The 16632-nt window shown below is 60.0% G+C and carries 12 protein-coding genes and 2 pseudogenes; 7 read left to right on the top strand and 7 right to left on the bottom strand.

The features are described 5' to 3' along the window. Positions 1-4: 4 nt before the first annotated feature. From AC0L3U_RS34385 to AC0L3U_RS34370, 4 genes and pseudogenes are all read left to right on the top strand, one after another. Positions 5-1009, top strand: a complete 1005-nt coding sequence (locus tag AC0L3U_RS34385; RefSeq protein ID WP_456768610.1) for a zinc-dependent alcohol dehydrogenase family protein — start codon at positions 5-7, stop codon at positions 1007-1009. Positions 1010-1015: 6 nt separating this feature from the next. Beyond that, positions 1016-2088, top strand: a pseudogene (locus tag AC0L3U_RS34380) (ABC transporter ATP-binding protein). After that, complete coding sequence (locus AC0L3U_RS34375; protein ID WP_473364706.1) at positions 2085-3044, top strand: sugar kinase; 960 nt, start codon at positions 2085-2087, stop codon at positions 3042-3044. Before AC0L3U_RS34380 ends, AC0L3U_RS34375 begins: the two are co-directional and overlap by 4 nt. Continuing rightward, positions 3041-4078 (top strand): tagatose 1,6-diphosphate aldolase, encoded by a 1038-nt coding sequence (locus AC0L3U_RS34370; protein ID WP_473364705.1) that lies wholly within the window; start codon positions 3041-3043, stop codon positions 4076-4078. Before AC0L3U_RS34375 ends, AC0L3U_RS34370 begins: the two co-directional genes overlap by 4 nt. Before the next feature lie 237 nt (positions 4079-4315). Here the strand turns inward: AC0L3U_RS34370 and AC0L3U_RS34365 are convergent, their stop codons facing one another. The 6 genes from AC0L3U_RS34365 to AC0L3U_RS34340 all read right to left on the bottom strand — a co-directional run bounded on the left by AC0L3U_RS34365 (position 4316) and on the right by AC0L3U_RS34340 (position 11048). Next, on the bottom strand, positions 4316-5029 hold the full coding sequence (locus tag AC0L3U_RS34365; protein WP_456768613.1) for a class II aldolase/adducin family protein: 714 nt from the start codon (positions 5027-5029) through the stop codon (positions 4316-4318). After that, the gene (locus AC0L3U_RS34360) at positions 5026-6444 is read right to left on the bottom strand and encodes a carbohydrate kinase (protein WP_473364704.1); all 1419 of its coding nucleotides are present in this window, start codon (positions 6442-6444) and stop codon (positions 5026-5028) included. Before AC0L3U_RS34360 ends, AC0L3U_RS34365 begins: the two co-directional genes overlap by 4 nt. Before the next feature lie 6 nt (positions 6445-6450). Next, positions 6451-7458, bottom strand: a complete 1008-nt coding sequence (locus tag AC0L3U_RS34355; RefSeq protein ID WP_106946058.1) for an ABC transporter permease — start codon at positions 7456-7458, stop codon at positions 6451-6453. Continuing rightward, positions 7455-8459 (bottom strand): ABC transporter permease, encoded by a 1005-nt coding sequence (locus tag AC0L3U_RS34350; RefSeq protein WP_456769841.1) that lies wholly within the window; start codon positions 8457-8459, stop codon positions 7455-7457. The genes AC0L3U_RS34355 and AC0L3U_RS34350 overlap by 4 nt, the downstream gene beginning before the upstream one ends. Further along, a complete protein-coding gene (locus tag AC0L3U_RS34345) occupies positions 8452-9936 on the bottom strand; it encodes a sugar ABC transporter ATP-binding protein (RefSeq protein WP_473364703.1) in 1485 nt (494 codons plus the stop codon). The genes AC0L3U_RS34350 and AC0L3U_RS34345 overlap by 8 nt, the downstream gene beginning before the upstream one ends. Before the next feature lie 110 nt (positions 9937-10046). Beyond that, on the bottom strand, positions 10047-11048 hold the full coding sequence (locus tag AC0L3U_RS34340) for an autoinducer 2 ABC transporter substrate-binding protein (RefSeq protein WP_456768616.1): 1002 nt from the start codon (positions 11046-11048) through the stop codon (positions 10047-10049). 1570 nt (positions 11049-12618) lie between these two features. Between AC0L3U_RS34340 and AC0L3U_RS34335 the strand changes: the two are divergent. The 3 genes and pseudogenes from AC0L3U_RS34335 to AC0L3U_RS34325 all read left to right on the top strand — a co-directional run. After that, positions 12619-12795: pseudogene (locus AC0L3U_RS34335) on the top strand (hypothetical protein); the annotation flags it as partial. 65 nt (positions 12796-12860) lie between these two features. Next, positions 12861-12989, top strand: coding sequence for a ketopantoate reductase C-terminal domain-containing protein (locus tag AC0L3U_RS34330; protein ID WP_473364721.1), 129 nt, complete (start codon positions 12861-12863; stop codon positions 12987-12989). Positions 12990-13442: 453 nt separating this feature from the next. Further along, entirely contained in the window at positions 13443-15050 is a 1608-nt protein-coding gene (locus AC0L3U_RS34325; RefSeq protein ID WP_473288814.1) for a flavin-containing monooxygenase, read from the top strand. Positions 15051-15476: 426 nt separating this feature from the next. On the opposite strand, the gene AC0L3U_RS34320 is transcribed toward AC0L3U_RS34325, so the two are convergent. Continuing rightward, positions 15477-16448 carry an MBL fold metallo-hydrolase gene (locus tag AC0L3U_RS34320; protein ID WP_456768618.1) on the bottom strand — a complete coding sequence of 324 codons (972 nt, stop codon included), beginning with the start codon at positions 16446-16448 and terminating at the stop codon, positions 15477-15479. Positions 16449-16632: the final 184 nt, after the last annotated feature.

The raw sequence follows: 16632 nt of genomic DNA, 5'->3' as shown, positions 1-16632 counted from the left end.
TTTGATGAATATGTCTCCCCGCTCGAATTCGATCATGCAGGCCGCGGTCTTCCACGGCGGCGACCGAATCACCATCGAGCCTGTGGCGATGCCCGAAATCGGCGCCGGCGAGGTGCTGGTCCGTGTCTCGCGAACGGCGCTGTGCGGCTCAGACTTCAAGCTCTGGCACAAGGGCGCCGAGTTCACCGCCGGCCACGAGATCTTTGGCGTCGTCGAGCAGCCAGGCCACGGTCTGCATGGCCGCCGCTGCGCCGTCTACATTCCCTTGCACTGCGATCACTGTGCCGCCTGCAAGCGCGGCGATACCCAGATGTGCCTCGAGGTCTCCAGCCTGATCGGCTGGAACAGGCCGGGCGGCTATGCCGAATACGTGCCCGTGCCGGAAAATTGTTTGCTGCCGGTACCCAATGATATCGAGGACAGCCTCGCGCCGCTGTTGCTCGACACCATCGGCACATCCGGTCACGCCGTACGGTTCGTCAGCCGCGTGGTGCCGGCGAACGAGGCCGGTCCGGCCCTCGTGATGGGGGCGGGGCCTGTCGGTCTCGGCGTCGTGCTGGCGCTTCGCGCGCTTGGCTACAACGACATTCATGTCGCCGATCCCAATCCGGCGCGGCTGAAGATCGCACAGTCCTTCGGCGCGAAGCCGCACCCGGTCGGCGACACCTCGAAGCGCTTCGCGCTCATCATGGAATGCTCGGGCGCCCATGCGGCGCGCAATCTCGGCATCGAGCTCGTCTTGCCGCGCGGCGCGCTGGTGCTGGTCGGCGAGAACGCCGCGCCATGGACCATCGAGGAGGGCAAGGTATTCCGCCGCAAGGATTTTTACATGATCCGGACCTTCTACTTCCCGGTCTCGGATTTCGAGCAGAATGTCGAGCTGCTGCGCAAATACAAGGACGAATACCGCGTCCTCGTTGACGGCGAGTTCGGTCTTTCGGATCTCCCTGAAAACTTCGCGCGGTTCGCCAACGGCGAGCTGATCAAGCCTGTGCTGGCGCTGGACTAAGCGATCATGGCCTCGATCTCGATCCGCAATCTCACCAAGCGCTACGGTAATTTCACCGTGATCCCCGATCTCAATCTGGAGATCGCGGACCATGAATTCGTGGTGTTCGTCGGCCCATCCGGCTGCGGCAAGTCGACCTTGCTGCGCATCATCGCGGGCCTCGAGCCTATTTCGGGTGGAGACCTTTACATTGGCGACAAGCGCGTGAATGGCGTGCAGGCGGCCCAGCGCGATATCGCGATGGTGTTCCAGGATTACGCGCTCTATCCACACATGCGAGTCTACGACAACATGTCGTTTGCGCTGGAGCTGCGGGGAACGCCGAAAGCGGAAATCGACGCGCGGGTGAGGCGCGCCGCCGCGCTTTTGCACATCGAGCCTTATCTCGACCGCAAGCCGAAGGAGCTGTCTGGTGGCCAGCGCCAGCGCGTCGCCATGGGCCGCGCCATCGTGCGCAATCCCAAGGCGTTCCTGTTCGACGAGCCGCTGTCCAACCTCGACGCCAAGCTGCGCGGGCAGGTGCGGGCCGAGATCAAGGCACTCTCGCAGCAATTGAAGACCACCATGGTCTTTGTCACCCATGACCAGATCGAGGCCATGACCATGGCCGACCGCATCGTGGTGCTCCAGAGCGGCACGATCCAGCAATACGACACGCCGGAGACGGTCTACGAGCGACCCGCCAACCAGTTCGTCGCCGGCTTCATCGGCTCGCCCGCCATGAATTTCTTCGCGGTCGAGTGGCACGACGACTGCGCAATCCTCTCGCAAGGTGGGACGGCCGTGCCGGTGGACGGCGAGACCGCGAGTAGTCTGCGCCAGGCCGGCAATGCCATACTCGGCATTCGTCCGAACATTTCACTGTCGCCACCAATGCTGCCGATGGCATTGCCATCGAGGTCAAGCTGGTCGAGCCGCTCGGCTCCGATACGCTAATCCATTTTGATCTCGCAGGTGTCTCCGCGATTGCGCGGATCGACCCGTCGCTGCGACCGAAAGTCGGCGATCGCCTCGCGCTGCGCCCGCAGCCTGGCAAGACGCATCTGTTCGATGCCACCAACGGACAGGTCCTCCGGTGAGTACGTTAGCCAACATCGGCGATCTCTTGGCGCTGGCTGACGTCGGGTCCAAGGCCAGGCCCGTGCACGTGATCTGCCTTGGGCTCTCTGCGCTGGACCAGGTTTGGCGCGTCGATCGGCCGTTCGCGGGTGGAAGCGAGAAGATCAAAGCTGCTGCGTACGGCACGCTGGGCGGCGGCATGGCCGCCAATGCGAGCGTGGCGGTGGCGAAGCTCGGCGCGTCCGTCGCGTTCTGGGGGCGGGCAGGGAATGATGCCGCCGGCCACGAGATGAAGTCCGCCTTCGCCGCCGAAGGCGTCGACGTCGAGAATTTCCGGCTGTTTCCCGATGGCCGCTCGTCTGTCTCCGGAATTATCGTCGACAGCAGCGGCGAGCGGCAGATCGTGAACTTCCGCGGCCTTTTTCCTGAATCCGCGGATTGGCTTCCACTCGAAGCGGTCGGCCGCGCATCCTCCGTGCTGGCCGACCCGCGCTGGGTCGAGGGCGCCGCAACGCTGTACCGCGAGGCACGCTCGCGCGGCGTTCCGACGGTGCTCGACGGCGACATGGCCGATGCCGAAGTGTTCGAGCGGCTGCTGCCCCTAACCGATCACGCCATCTTCTCCGAGCCCGCGCTTACCGCCTTTGCCGGCTCCGCCGATGATAAATCTCTCGCAGCCCTCGCTCGCTTCGGCTGCCGCGTCATCGCCGTCACGCGTGGTGAGGGCGGCGTGAGCTGGTACCAGAACGGCCATCTGCAGCGGCAGGTCGCCTACGCCGTCGAGGTCGTCGACACCACAGGTGCGGGCGATGTTTTTCACGGCGCCTATGCTCTGGCGATCGGCGCCGGCCTGGACGTGCGCGCCGCCATGGCGTTTTCGGCGGCGACGGCTGCCATGAAATGCCGCCACGCTGGCGGCCGCAACGGAATCCCCGACATCAACGAGTGTCTTGCATTCATGAGGACGAAGCCATGAGAACGATTGGAAAGAACCGCGGCCTGGCGCGGCTTGCTGACGCGGACGGCCATTTTCGAATGGTCGCGCTGGACCAGCGGCCGCCCTTGTTCGATGCCATCGCGAAAGCAAAAGGCATCACGCGGGACCAGGTCGAGTATTCCGACGTCACGGCGGCCAAGCGTCTTCTGGTCGAGAATCTCGCGCCGCACTGCAGCTCGATGCTGTTCGACCCGAACTTTGCCGTGCCCGCCGCGATCGATCTGCTGCCGCCGCGCTGCGGCCTGATCATGACGCTGGAAGAGCACCGCGTCGAGGAGACCGCGGGCGGTCGCAAGTCGCGGGCGATCACCAACTGGAGTGTGGAGAAGATCCGCGCCATGGGCGGTGACGCCGTCAAGGTACTGGCCTGGTATCGGCCAGACGCCGATGCCGCGGTGAACGAAGACCAGAAGAAGTTCGTGCGCGAGATCGGCGAGGACTGCGCCCGCCACGACATTCCCTATGTTCTCGAGCTGCTGGTTTATCCGTTCCTGGGCAGCGCCAATCACACCGCTGACTACGTCGAATCGCCGGGCAAGCTTCCCGGTCTGGTCATCGACAGCGTGCGCGAGTTTGCCAAGCCGGAATATGGCGTCGATCTCCTCAAGCTGGAGAGCCCGGTCGCGGCCAACGGTCTGCCGGCCAGTGACGGCAGCGGGGCAGCCAAGGCCGCGCAGAAGGAGTTCGATGCAATCGGCGATATCTGCCGCGAGCGCAACATTCCTTGGGTGCTGCTGTCGGGCGGCGCTGCGCCGGAGAAATTCGAACGCGTGCTCGACTACTCTTATGCTGCAGGGGCGAGCGGCTTCCTGGCGGGCCGCACGATCTGGCTCGATGCCGTTCTAAAGAATTTTCCGGATCGCGCCGCGGTGTCTGCAAGTCTGCGCAAGGACGGTCTCAACGTGCTCGAACGGCTCAGCCAGCTGACCACGGCCAAGGGCACGGCCTGGAAACCGCGCTATCCTGTCTTCACTGATATCAAGCAGGAGGGTGACTTCGCGCGCGCCTACTGAGCACGCCTGTCGAGAAAGCATGTGAGGTCTTGAAAGAGCGATCGATAAGAGAATGCTCAGACAGTTGGATGCAGACTGATAAGGTTTGGCCACAAAGCTTATCAGTCTGACGTAATCTTCGCACCCGCCAGTCGAGCGGCAGCCATTATCAGCCGAACGGCGGTCCCCGGCGATAGCCCAGCCCTTCCGTCGTACATGGTTGAGTTTCCAACCAAAAAAACGTGGTCGCAGCCACCGTCAATGTGCTGCCCCATTCGACTCAGGTAATGGGCGCGGAACATCGCCGACATCGTCAAGGTCAGGCGCCTGGCCGTATCCCATGCGTTTCATCTGCTCGTGTACCTGCGCCATGTCAGCGTCGCTGAGGCGCGGCGGCTCGCCGATAGCCAACGCATGGACATACATCTTCGCCAGCGTCTCCACTTCCACGGCGAGCCAAAGAGCCTTTTCAAACGTCTGGGCCGCCACGAGCATGCCGTGATGGCCAAGCAGGCAGGCGTTGCGATCTTCGAGTGCCCTGAGGGCGTAGTCCGATAGTGCCTGTGTGCCGAAACAAGCATAAGGCGCACAACGGACATCGTTGCCACCTGCAACTGCGACCATATAGTGGAAGCAGGGGATGCCACGCTCGTGAATGGCGAGAGTTGTGCTGAAGGTCGAATGCGTATGGAGCACGACGTTGACGTCTTCGCGTGCTCGCAGAATGTCGCGGTGAAAGCGCCATTCGGACGAAGGCCGATGGTTGCCCTGGTAATTCGCGGCAAAATCCATCGCAACAATATCTTCTGGCTGCATCCGATCATAGGGCAGACTGGTAGGCGTGATCAGCATTCCGCTTGGAGTCCGGTGCGAAAGATTGCCGGATGTGCCCTGATTGAGACCGTTTCGATTCATCTCCCGGCAGGTATCGACAATGCCTTGACGGAGATCGGCATGATTGTGGTCTGTCATGAGGCGGCCTCCGAGAAAGCGATCCAGGACTGGTAGGCGGTGGAAAGGCCGCGCGGCTCGAACCCATCGTTGCTAAGCGATGTGACAGCTTCGAGTACTACGCTCGAAACCGGCTGCGTACGCGAGAATCGCCGCCACAGCAGCGCAGCGCCAAGCGCCGTTCCGTGCGGTGATTGACTCACCCCGACGCGCTGCGAGGGTCGCAAGGTCGCAATGCACCGGGCGAAGGGCAGGTTTGCGGCAAAGCCACCATCGATGACTATGCGTTTTGAGCTCTTGAGCGCATCCAGACAGCGGTTTGCGCTGAATGCTGCGTAGAGCACCGCCAATGCCTGCCATTCGGCAGCCGTTTCGGGGGGCGGCCCGATGACCCGTCCGCGGTCAGCAGCGCCCGGAAACAGTCCATCATCGCCGACGAATGAGGGGAGCGCCAAGGTCCCCCTCGACAGCAGGATGGGCAATGCGGCAAGGACGGCTGCATCAGAAGCACAACTTCTCCCGCGGATCAGGTCGTATTCGCGGCCGGCCGCGATCAATGTTGAAGGTGCATTCTCGCCATCGACATCGATATTGAGAACCATCGCGCGCGCGCAATCGAGTTGGTCCAGGGGGAGGCCGCGCTGAAAGCCAATCATCCAGGTACCGGTCGATAGGATCGAGGCATCGGCCATGCCGGCAGCCTTGTAGCGAAACAAGTTGGCATTGGAATCATGCACGCCGCAGAGGATCTCGGTCGATTGCGCCAGGCCGGTGCGCCTCGCTACGGGCTCCGAAACCGTCCCTAGCACCGCGCCGGCAGCGACGCTTACGGGCAGCAGATGGCTCCAACCGCGCTTGCGCATAAGAGAGGAAGGCTGATGGTGGACGAGGTCCCAGATATGGCTCTGAGCCGCGAGCTGCGAGATTTCACTGGCCGCACGTCCGCCAAGCCGCAAGGCGAAAAACTGCGCCGTGGTCAAATAGGTTTTCGCGCGGGCGAATTCGAGGGGATACGCGCTTTCCTGCCACAGCAGCTGTTTTCCGAGCCGCATCGCGCCTCCAATTCCGCAAAACACCTCATCGTAACCCGGCGCGATCCGGGCATAGGCTTCATCGATTTCGGGCGGACAGACGGCATCATAGTCCATCATTGGCAGCACTGGCGCATCGCCGTCGACGAGAACCGCGCCGCATCCATGCGCAGCCACGATCACGGCTCCAATAGCATGGCGTTGAGACACGACGGCAAGGGTATCGAGAAACCATTCCTCTAGTCCGGCAAGATCATAGGCTAGGTACAGGCCCTGAGTCATCGGCACGTTCGGAATCGCATGTGTTTCGAGGGGCCGCCCGTCGTCACTCGCCACCAACAGCTTGAGACTGGTCTTGCCAATGTCGAGAACCGCGATAGTGGGCGAGACGATCGAACTCATCATCGCTGGCTACCGCGGCGCTTTGCCGGCGAAATTAGGAACCGCCGCAACGGCAATCAAGATTCCACCCCAGATCGCCAACGTGAGGAATTGGCTGAGGTTCAGAAGGTTGAATGCCGAGGAGATAACCTGAAGGATGATCAGTGCAAGCAATAGCCCGCCAACCTTGCCAAAACCACCAAACGGATCGATGCCGCCGAGGACGGCCGCAAGAATGGTGACGAGCAGATAGCTCTCGCCGTATGCCGCGTTGGCCGAGTTGAAACGCGCCAACATGACCACCGCTGCCACTCCCGCGAGCAGGCTGGAAAACACATAGAGCTTGAGGAGGACAGCGCGGGTATTGATGCCGGAGTAGCGGGTCGCCTTCTCGTTCGAGCCGATCATGTAAACCTTGGCTCCGAACGGTGTCGCGTTCAGCATGAGCGCGACGGGCAAGGCGCAGAACGCAAGTACGATCAGAGCAAAGGGTACCCCGAAAACCGTTCCGTTGCCGATAAACACAATCGGCTCCGGGAATCCGGAGATGACGTTACCGCGCGACAGGCCGATCGCGAGGCCCTTGCAGAGCGTCATCGTGCCGAGCGTGGCCAGGATCGGCGAAACGCCAAGATAGGCGATGACAAAACCATTGAGGAGGCCGACCAATGCAGCCACTGCAAATCCTGCAGCGATCGCAAACACCTGAATGCCGACCCAGGCAAGGCCCTGACTCTCCGGGATGTAGCGCGTCAGGAGGAACGCGATGGTCAGTCCGGACAGATTGGCGGTCGCGATGATGGAAAGGTTGAGGCCACCAGATAGCAACGCCAGCATCATCGCGAGCGAGAGGATCCCAAGTTCGGGCATCTGGAAAGCCATGGATTGCAGCGTGTTGACCGAGAAGAACCGGTCGCCGATCGCGATCGCGAACACGACCCAGAGCGCGAACAACAGCAGGATGAGGGTGGCGACCGTGCCGCTGCCGGCGAGGCCGACGATGCGCCGGCGAAGTGAGAGGGCGGGTACATTGCTCATCGGGATGCGCTCTGGCTTCGCCGCTCGCGCTGCGACCAGGCGGTCGCAGAGACCGAAATGAGAATAACCAAGCCGACGAAGAACGGCGACCAATAGGACGAAACGCCCAGCAAAATGATTCCATTTTGGAGTACCGCGAGCAGTGTCAAGCCCAGAAACGTGCCGAAGACGCTGCCGACGCCGCCCATCAAGCTGGCGCCGCCGAGCACGACGGCAGCGACCACATCCAGTTCCTTGCCCACCAGCACCGTCGGGGCAACGGACTGCGCGAGTTGTGCCTGAATCAGGGACGCGATTCCGGCCATGACACCCATGTAGCAATAGACCAGTATATTGAGGCCGAAAACGTGGAAGCCGAGCCGCTGTGCGGCGTCGGTATTGCCTCCCATGGCGTAGATTTGGCGGCCGATATTGGTTCGGTTCAGCAGGAGCCAGGTGACGAGAAATGCCAGCGCGAGCGCGAGGATCTGCAAGTTGACACCGTACGAGCTATCCTTGCCCCATTCGAACTCGAACCAGAATATTCCGGTCGCAAACCAGTCGGGCAACGAATAGATGTATTTGCCGCCGGTGAAGAAGATCAGAAGCCCATAGAAGATGTTCAGCGTCGCGACCGAAACGATGATCGATGGTATTCGAAGTTTCTGGATGAAAATCGCGTTGAGGGCACCGAGCGCACCGCCAATTCCAATCGCGATGGCGAAGACGCCGATCCAGTTCGCCCCGTAAGCATTGGCAAGCGAAAGTGTGACATATTGCGCCACTGACGCTGTCGCGGTGAATGAGATGTCGATTCCGCCGGCGATCAGCACGACCAGCAGCCCGAGCGCCAGGATGCCGACAAATGCATAGGAGGTCAGCAGATCAAACAGATTCTGCATGGTCAGGAATTGGGCGTTCGCGAAGCCCAAGCTGGCGCAGAGCCCGAGGATGACTATCAGCAGCCAGAACTCATGGCTGCGACGAAACCTGTCGAATGATGCCATGTGCGATTCAGGCATTGACGGCCTGCCGAAGCGCATCTTCGGAAGTGGCTGCGGCAGCCACGTCGGTTGTCAAACGACCTTCCCGCATCACCAGGACGCGATGACTATGATAAAGGACCTCGGGGATTTCGTCCGATATCATCAAGACCGCGACGCCGTCGCGGGCCAACCGCCGGATGATCTCGTAAATGCCGTCCTTGGCGCTGATGTCGACGCCCACCGTGGGGCTATCCAGGATAAGCACCCGCGGATTGGTCGCCATCCATTTGGCGAGCACGACCCGCTGCTGATTGCCCCCGGAGAGCGTCTTCACCGCGTTGGCCGGATGGGCGACCTTGATCCCAAGTTCAGCAACCCACCGAGCGACATGGGTCTGTCGCGCGCGTGCGGCAATCAAGCCGAACGCGCCAGCCAGACGATCCAGCACGGTAAGCGTGACGTTCGCCGTGACGGACTGATTCAGGATGAGGCCAAGCGTAAGCCTATCCTCGGATACATAGGCGATCCCTCGATCGATCGCCTCTGCATTTGTACGCAGCGCGATAGGCCGCCCGTCAAGTGCGATGGTGCCGCGATCGGGCGGCTTCATTCCGAACAGGGATAGCGCCAATTCGGTTCGCCCTGAGCCGAGCAGACCGGTGAGACCCACCACTTCCCCCGCGCGCAGCTGCAAGCTTACATCCTCATACTCGCCCTCGCGGCCCAGGCCCTTAACTTCCAGCACAACCGGGCCAGCGGCAAGCTCAGGCGCCTGTACCTGATACTCGAAGGACTTACCCGTCATCAGGTGGCTGAGTTTCCGCCCGTCGATTACGTCTGCAGCAAAAGTACCGACTTTGGCGCCATCCCGCAGTACCGTTACGCGTTCGGCGATTTCAAGCACCTCGTCGAGACGGTGACTGACGAAAACGACGCAGATGCCAGCACGCTTCAGCTCGCTTACAAGCGCGATCAGGGCGTTCACCTCGTGGCGAGTCAACGATGCCGTCGGCTCATCCATAATCAGGAGTTTGGCATCCGCAGCCAAGGCGCGGCAGATCGCGACCAACTGGCGTCCGGCAATGCTGAGCTCAGACACTTTCGCGTCCGGGTCGAACTCAACGCCGATCTTTGCCATTGTGGCCTTAGCGGTGGCGCGTATTGAGGCCCAGTTCACCGAATGGAGGCCGCCAAGATGGTGCGCCATCGCGATATTCTCGGCGACGGTGAGGTTGGGGAATAGCGAAAGATCCTGGTAGATGACCTGAATGCCGCAATGCGTGGAGTAGACCGGGTTTAGTTTGGGAAATTCCTTGCCGGAAATTACGATCCGGCCGCCGGGCTCCGCTGCCTCTACGCCCGAAATGATCTTGATCAGGGTCGACTTGCCGGAGCCGTTTTCACCGACCAGGCAATGCACCTCGCCGACTTCCAGAGTGAGATCGACGTCGCGGAGCGCGTGCACGCCGCCGAAGCGCTTGGATATGCCGGACATCTCCAGGAAAGTCGCCAAAGGTTCGCCTGCAATGGACCGTTCGATCGTGCGATCACTCGAGTGGTACCGCATTCCCGACCGGAAGGGCCGGGAATGCAGCGCGATGAGGCGACTAAACCGGTGCCGGCCTAGAGCCCGCCGGCGATCAGACCGTCGATGGTTTCCTTGTTGATGCGCATGATCTTGTCCACCTTGATCTGCTTTCCTGCAACGTCGACGGCTGCCTTGCCAAGGCCGGGTATATCGACGCCATCCGTGATCGGCTTGCCATCGAGCACGAGTTTGGCAACCGCGACCATCGCGTAACCCGCATCAGTGGGATTCCACAGAAAACCTTCGCGGATCGTATCATCCGCGATAAGCGACTTCGCCTGGCTCGGCAGCACGGTGCCGACAACGGCGATCTTCTTGCCAAGACGTTGCTGACGCACAGCATTTCCGGCCCCGATTGGTCCGTTCGAACCGAAGCCGAGAATACCACGCAGGTTGGGATAGGCCTTGATCACGTCAAGCGTCGTGCGCTGGCTGGTGTCGATCTCGTCGGCGCCAGGGAAGCGGTCGGCGACGAGCTTCATTTTTGGAAAATTCTTCTGCTGGTAGGCAATCGCGGCATCGGCCCATTTGTTGTGAAGTGGCGTCGTAAGAGTCCCGACATAGACCACATAATCACCTTCGCCGCCCATGTCCTTGGCGAGACGTTCCATCTGCACCTCGCCGAAGCGAACTGAGTCGATCAATTCCACATTCCAGTCACGGCCTTCCTGTTCCGGACCCTCATGCGTGATGACCTTGATTCCGGCGGCCTGGGCGCGCTTCAGCACGGGCTCGCAGACTTTTACATCAAGCGGCACCAAGCCGATCACGTTGACCTTCTTGGCAATCAGATCCTCGAGGAGCTTTACCTGCTGTGCCGGATCGACGTTCGCCGGGCCAACCATAGTGGCATTAATGCTGAAATCCTTCGCACCCTTCTGGATTCCCTTTTCAAGTGCGTTGAACCACGGAATTCCCGCGATCTTCACGACCGTGACCATTTCCTTTTGGGCTTGCGCAAAGGCAAAGCCCGGAAAACCGGCACCGGCCAACGCGGCCGTACCACCGATCAGCTTGAGCGTCTGACGTCTGTCCATTGTTCCCTCCCAGGAAACCATCTTGGATTCCGCACCCCTGACCTGGCAGTCGCTGGGTGGGGCCGTCGACCCTGTTCTTGCTGGAGGCAGAAAGTTATTGCCTGTCCAACCGCAGGACCTTGAAGCAGATTAGAGACTGGCGCTCCAGAACGTGTCAAGCAAGTGACATGCTCGCCAGCCACCATCGCAGTGCGATACCTAGTCTGGTCTTCAAGCTGCTGAGTGAGCTGCAGCGATCGATCAGCCTCCCTACAGCCATCACGTCAGCGAAGGAACGCCCACGCCATCCCGCCGGACGAAAGCAAACAGTCCCGGCCCTGGCTTCAGAACCCACCAGGTCGGCTGCGCACAGCGATTCACACTTTTCACTGATCTCTGAGTGTCATTTTTTCGTCACCGTGTGGGGGCGCTCGCGAAGGGCCGGCATGGCGAGCTTCGCCGTTGCACAATCAATTGCCGGCCACGACTATCTGACTGTCATCGTTACGTTTTTAGCTTCCCGTAATCGTCATCGTCCGACCGTTCGTTCACATCATTATTTGCTCGGGCGCCTGCTTTTCAGCATCGCGGGTCGCATGCCATCCTAACCCCGCGCGCGCAGGGGAAGGGCAATTCCCGCCATTGGCTATGCGCCGCGTTAAGGCGACGTCCATGACGCTTGATCTAAGGTCAAGAAAGCACTGCCGCGAAGAAGATTTCGACATGACGCAGCATTTCGAATCCGCTGCTTGGCGGATACTCCGATTGAGCTCTGCTGAGAACATCGCGGCTCGCATTGGGGAAGGCCTCGCACCTTTGCGGTCAGCCAATGAGCTTGCTGACGAGGCAGGGTGCAGCAGACGCAATGTTCGAAAGGCTGTCCGAAAGCTCGTCGGTGCCGAATTGGTATCTTACCACGACAAGACAGGCTGAAGCAGCTGATAGATGAGAACGGGCTTGACGCCCCATCTTATACAGTGAACACCATGAAGGCGACGGGCAGGCGCTGTTCGAGGCGGCCAGCAAGCAGAATTGCGAGGGCATCGTCTCCAAGCGGGTTGATGCGCCGTACTGGTCGGAGCGCGTCGAGGCGTGGCAGAAGATCAAGACGGTGCAGCGCGAAAAGTCCACAGTGGTTGCGCTCGTCAAGGACCCCACCGGCGTCGCCGCGCTCTACCTTGGCAAGCAGGAAGGGAACGAGCTGCGCTACATGGGCAAGGTCTGGGCTGAAGCCGGACGAAATCGCCCGAGATCCGCAAGGCGCTTGATACGATCGTAACCCCGAAGCAAAAAATCAAGAAGCGCATAAAGAAGCCGAGGGCCACCTGGGTCGAGCCGAAGTTTTACCGAAACCATCGCACACATTGTCGGGTGGGGCAAAACGCTCGGCTGCATCCCCAGTTGCATCACCGTCAATCTGCCTGCTCCAGGGCACATCCACCGCGGCACTGGCAAGCACGGCGCCAAGCACACGGTGTTCGCACTGGCGAGCTGCACGGCCGCATCACGCCACGTGCAAAGGAAGTATCCCGCCTGGTCGCCTATGCCGACAACGCCAAGGTGACCACATCTTGGGGGCGAGCGCTGGTCCAAGCTCGTGGCCAACGTCATGGGAAATGGACGCTCTACCTGCACTGGCCTGTCTGGGCGAGCCATGCTGCAGAGCGATTCGATCCGCCGCTTCTCGACCCGCCTCGGGAGCGAGGCAATTCGTGAGGGCCAGGCGCTGGGCTATCAGCTGGAGGAGGTCCTGCATTTGCCGGCCGAGACCATCGCGGGCCTGGCGAGGGCGACGAAGCGTGATGCACGTCCGCGACCAGCAGCGCTTTTCGGATTCCAAATACACTTCCTCCGAGCAGCCCCTCGATGTCCCAAGACATGCAGAAGGGCCGTCGCACCGAAATCGAACCCCTCAATGGCTTCGTCGTGGATGATCCGAAGCACATCACGGAGCTGGATTGAATCGAGCGGCACCCTTACAGTCTCTCCCGCCACTTCCTGGAAGACGCCGCGTTTACTTGCGAGCGCAGGCCGGATTGCCGCGCCCACAAGATAACGCATGTCTGCGGCCAAAGTCGCGGTCGCTCCAATTAGACATCGACCGGAAAATTGAATCTTGCGGCCGTTGCAATTCTTCTCATGGTACGTCGAAACGGCAGGTCCGAGAAATGGAGTCCCCGCAAATCGACGTTGATTGCTTCTGGACCGGCTCGGTCTTTGAAGGTGTGCATTCCAGATTTGAAGGCGACCCCCGGCAGTGAGCTGCATTGAGCAGAGAAGGCGAGCTTGAGGGCACTGACCGGGACGGTTATATTAATCCCAATTCACTTTGACGCAGCGCACTTTCACCTTTACGGCGCTGACGGTATACCTAGCCTTATGTTTGTGGGGTGGGCGTAATGAGCGAGTGCGGCAATGTCCAATGAACCGGTTGAGCTAGACGCGCTGGTTGTTGGTGCGGGCTTTGCGGGCCTCTACCAGCTGTTTCGGCTTCGGGATAACCTTGGCTTGAAAGTCAAGGCCGTAGAAGCGGCTCAGGGTGTTGGGGGCACGTGGTTCTGGAATCGCTACCCTGGAGCTCGGTGCGACTCTGAAAGCCATGTCTATTGGTATACGTTTTCCCTGGATTTGATGCGACAATGGGAGTGGTCTGAACGCTATCCGGGCCAAGCAGAAATTCTGCGTTATCTGAATTTTGTTGCCGACAAGCTCGACCTGAAACGCGACATTCAATTTGGTACCCGGGTTGCGTCGGCGCATTACGACGAAGCGAGGAATCGCTGGCACATCCGTGCAGAAACGGGCGAGACCTTCATTGCGAAGTTTCTCATTACCGCGGTCGGCTGCCTCTCCACTGCCAACGTGCCCGACATTCTGGGACTGAAGACCTTCAAGGGTGAGTGGTACCATACAGGGCAGTGGCCGCACGAAGGCGTCGAGTTTGCGGGCAAGCGAGTGGGGATGATCGGCACCGGATCGACCGCCATCCAGGCGGCGCCGGTGATCGCCGATCAAGCCAAGCATCTGACCGTATTTCAGCGTACCGCGAACTATTCAGTACCAGCACGCAACGTCCCATTGACGGCGGACTTCAAGCAATATGTCAAAAACAGCGCCAGCGAAATACGCGCGACTACGCATCAAACCTATAATGGCATGGGCTTCAGGGTTGCGGAACGCAAAGCGGTCGACACGCCGCCCGAGGAGCGCGAGAGGATTTATGACGAGGCCTGGGAGCGTGGCGGGCTGCAGTTCCGCGCATCCTTTGAGGACATGCTCGTTTCTAAGGAAGCAAACGACACCGCTGCCGACTTCATAAAAAGGAAGATCCGTTCGATTGTGAAGGATCCCAAGACCGCGGCGGTCCTCGCTGACATTGATCATCCGTATGCGGCCAAGCGCCCGCCGATCGATACCGACTATTTTGAGACCTACAATCGGCCGAATGTCACGCTCGTGGACGTCAAAGCTGCGCCAATCCGGCAGATCTCCGAGATTGGAATTCGCACGGATCAGGCCGAGTACCCCCTAGACATCATAGTTTTTGCGACAGGGTTCGATGCGTTGACGGGACCGCTGCTCAAGATGGATATTCGCGGGCGGGGCGGGATCGCACTCAAGGATGTCTGGGAGGCAGGACCACGCAATTATCTAGGTTTGCAGGTCGCTGGTTTTCCAAACCTCTTCACCATCACGGGGCCCGGCAGTCCATCGGTTCTGTGCAACATGCCCGTAGCCATAGAGCAACATGTCGACTGGATCACCGATTGCATCGCTCATATGCGGTCCAACGGGCTGGAGCGCATCGAGGCACGAGCCGACGCCGTCGAGAAATGGGTAAGCGAAGTCAACGAGGCTGCTGCCCGAACACTACTGCCGCAGGCAAAGCATTCCTGGTACCTCGGGGCGAATATTCCAGGCAAGCCGCAGGTGTTCATGCCCTATGCGGGCGGCTTGGTCCGTTATCGCGAGATCTGTCAGGACGTCGTCACCCGCGGCTACGAAGGTTTCGCTCTGTCATAGTCGTTCGCAACGAGTTCGGCCCGTCTTCCTCGGCGATGGTCCGGTCGTTGACCTGAACCGTGCCTAGCGGAGCTGGAAGCGCCTATCCTTCCGAGGCCACCGCCCCTCACGGCCGAAGCGTGCCCCAGAAAGTCGCCAGCTGCAGGTGGAAAATCCTGGGGTGATGCGGTGGACAAGGTTGACGCCAAAGCCGATGTTCTTCTAAGTCGCGATGTGCGGAGCACAAGCCTGCGCAGGTTGAGCTCCAGCATTGTCTGCGAGGACCATTATCGGGCGTCGTGATTTTCACTAACACGTCCGAGTCTGGCTCGAAGGCCACATCGCAGTCCGACACCGTTCTCGTCAGAGACAAGGCGCAAAAATGCCCCGTCAAGTCCGGGGCTAGAGTTTGCTTTGGAGGTCGTCTCTTTTGTCTGCGCTCGGAGTTCAGAGATTCAAGCTCATCGCTTCCGGGTAATAGTGGAAGCCCTCCGATGTCTTGGCGATATGGCCGTAACCTGGCCAGGCAAAATGATAGGACATCACAGGAATCATATTTGCAGCAATCATATCCAGCAGTTTGACCCGGCTTTCAGCTGCCTGCTGCGGATCGGTGTCGTACGAGAACTGCATCCGCGGTTTTTCAAGCAGCAGTATCGGATGGTGAGTAAGATCACCGAGGAAGGCGAACGATTTCCCTGCCGACGAGACCATGAAGATTGTGTGACCTACGGTGTGGCCAGGAGCTGCCATGGCCTGCACGCCGGGAAGGAATTCCTGACCGTCCTTGAAGAACACAAGGCGATCTCGTACCGGCAGTAAGTTCTTGCGTGCATGAACGACAAAGTCCTTCAATGGACTGCCAAGCTTGCCTTCATCGGTCCAGAAATCGAAATCGCTCTGAGCTATGTAGTACTGTGCGTTGGGGAATAATGGCTTGCCGTCCGCGTCCACAATGCCGCCGATATGATCGATGTGCGCGTGTGATAAGACCACGGCGTCTATGTCGGCTGGTTTAATGCCAGCCTCTGCCATACTCTTCTGCTGACGGCCGGTGGTCGGTCCGAAGGCCTTAGACGTTCCCATGCCTGTGTCGAACAGAACTAGCCTGTCACCCATATTCACGATTGGCGAATTCTGCTCCAGCACCACATTTTCTGGTGAGAGGAAATTGTCGCTCAGCATCTTCTTCACTTCTTCATCAGGCACGCCGATGAAGGTCCCTTTCGGAGGACCGAGTGGCAGCGGACCGTCAGAAACGACCGTCACTTCGGCGTCTCCAAGACCGAAGCGATAGAAATAAGCTGGCTGCGTCCCAAGCTTGGGTGCTCGCGCAAAAGCGTTACTGCCCAGCACGGTCGATGCGCCCAATCCTGCGCCGAGAGCAAGCAAGGAGCGTCGCGAAAAGTCGTATGTCATGTTTCCTCCTTTTGTTATTATGAAGTAACATAGTAGGATGCGCTCGTTCCCGAAGGCTGGCAAGGGGCGTCCGCCTTGTGCGAGCGAACCGTCCGTATATCTCGCTCGTCGGCTCGAAATGACCCGCGTACTGCCGTAGATCGCTCCTGGTGAGCGGAGCTGCGTCACATATCATTTGCGTCTG

Source organism: Bradyrhizobium sp. Kon69 (genome assembly GCF_055807515.1).
The sequence above is the reverse complement of the archived record's forward strand: the minus strand, read 5'-3'. Positions and strand labels throughout refer to the sequence as shown.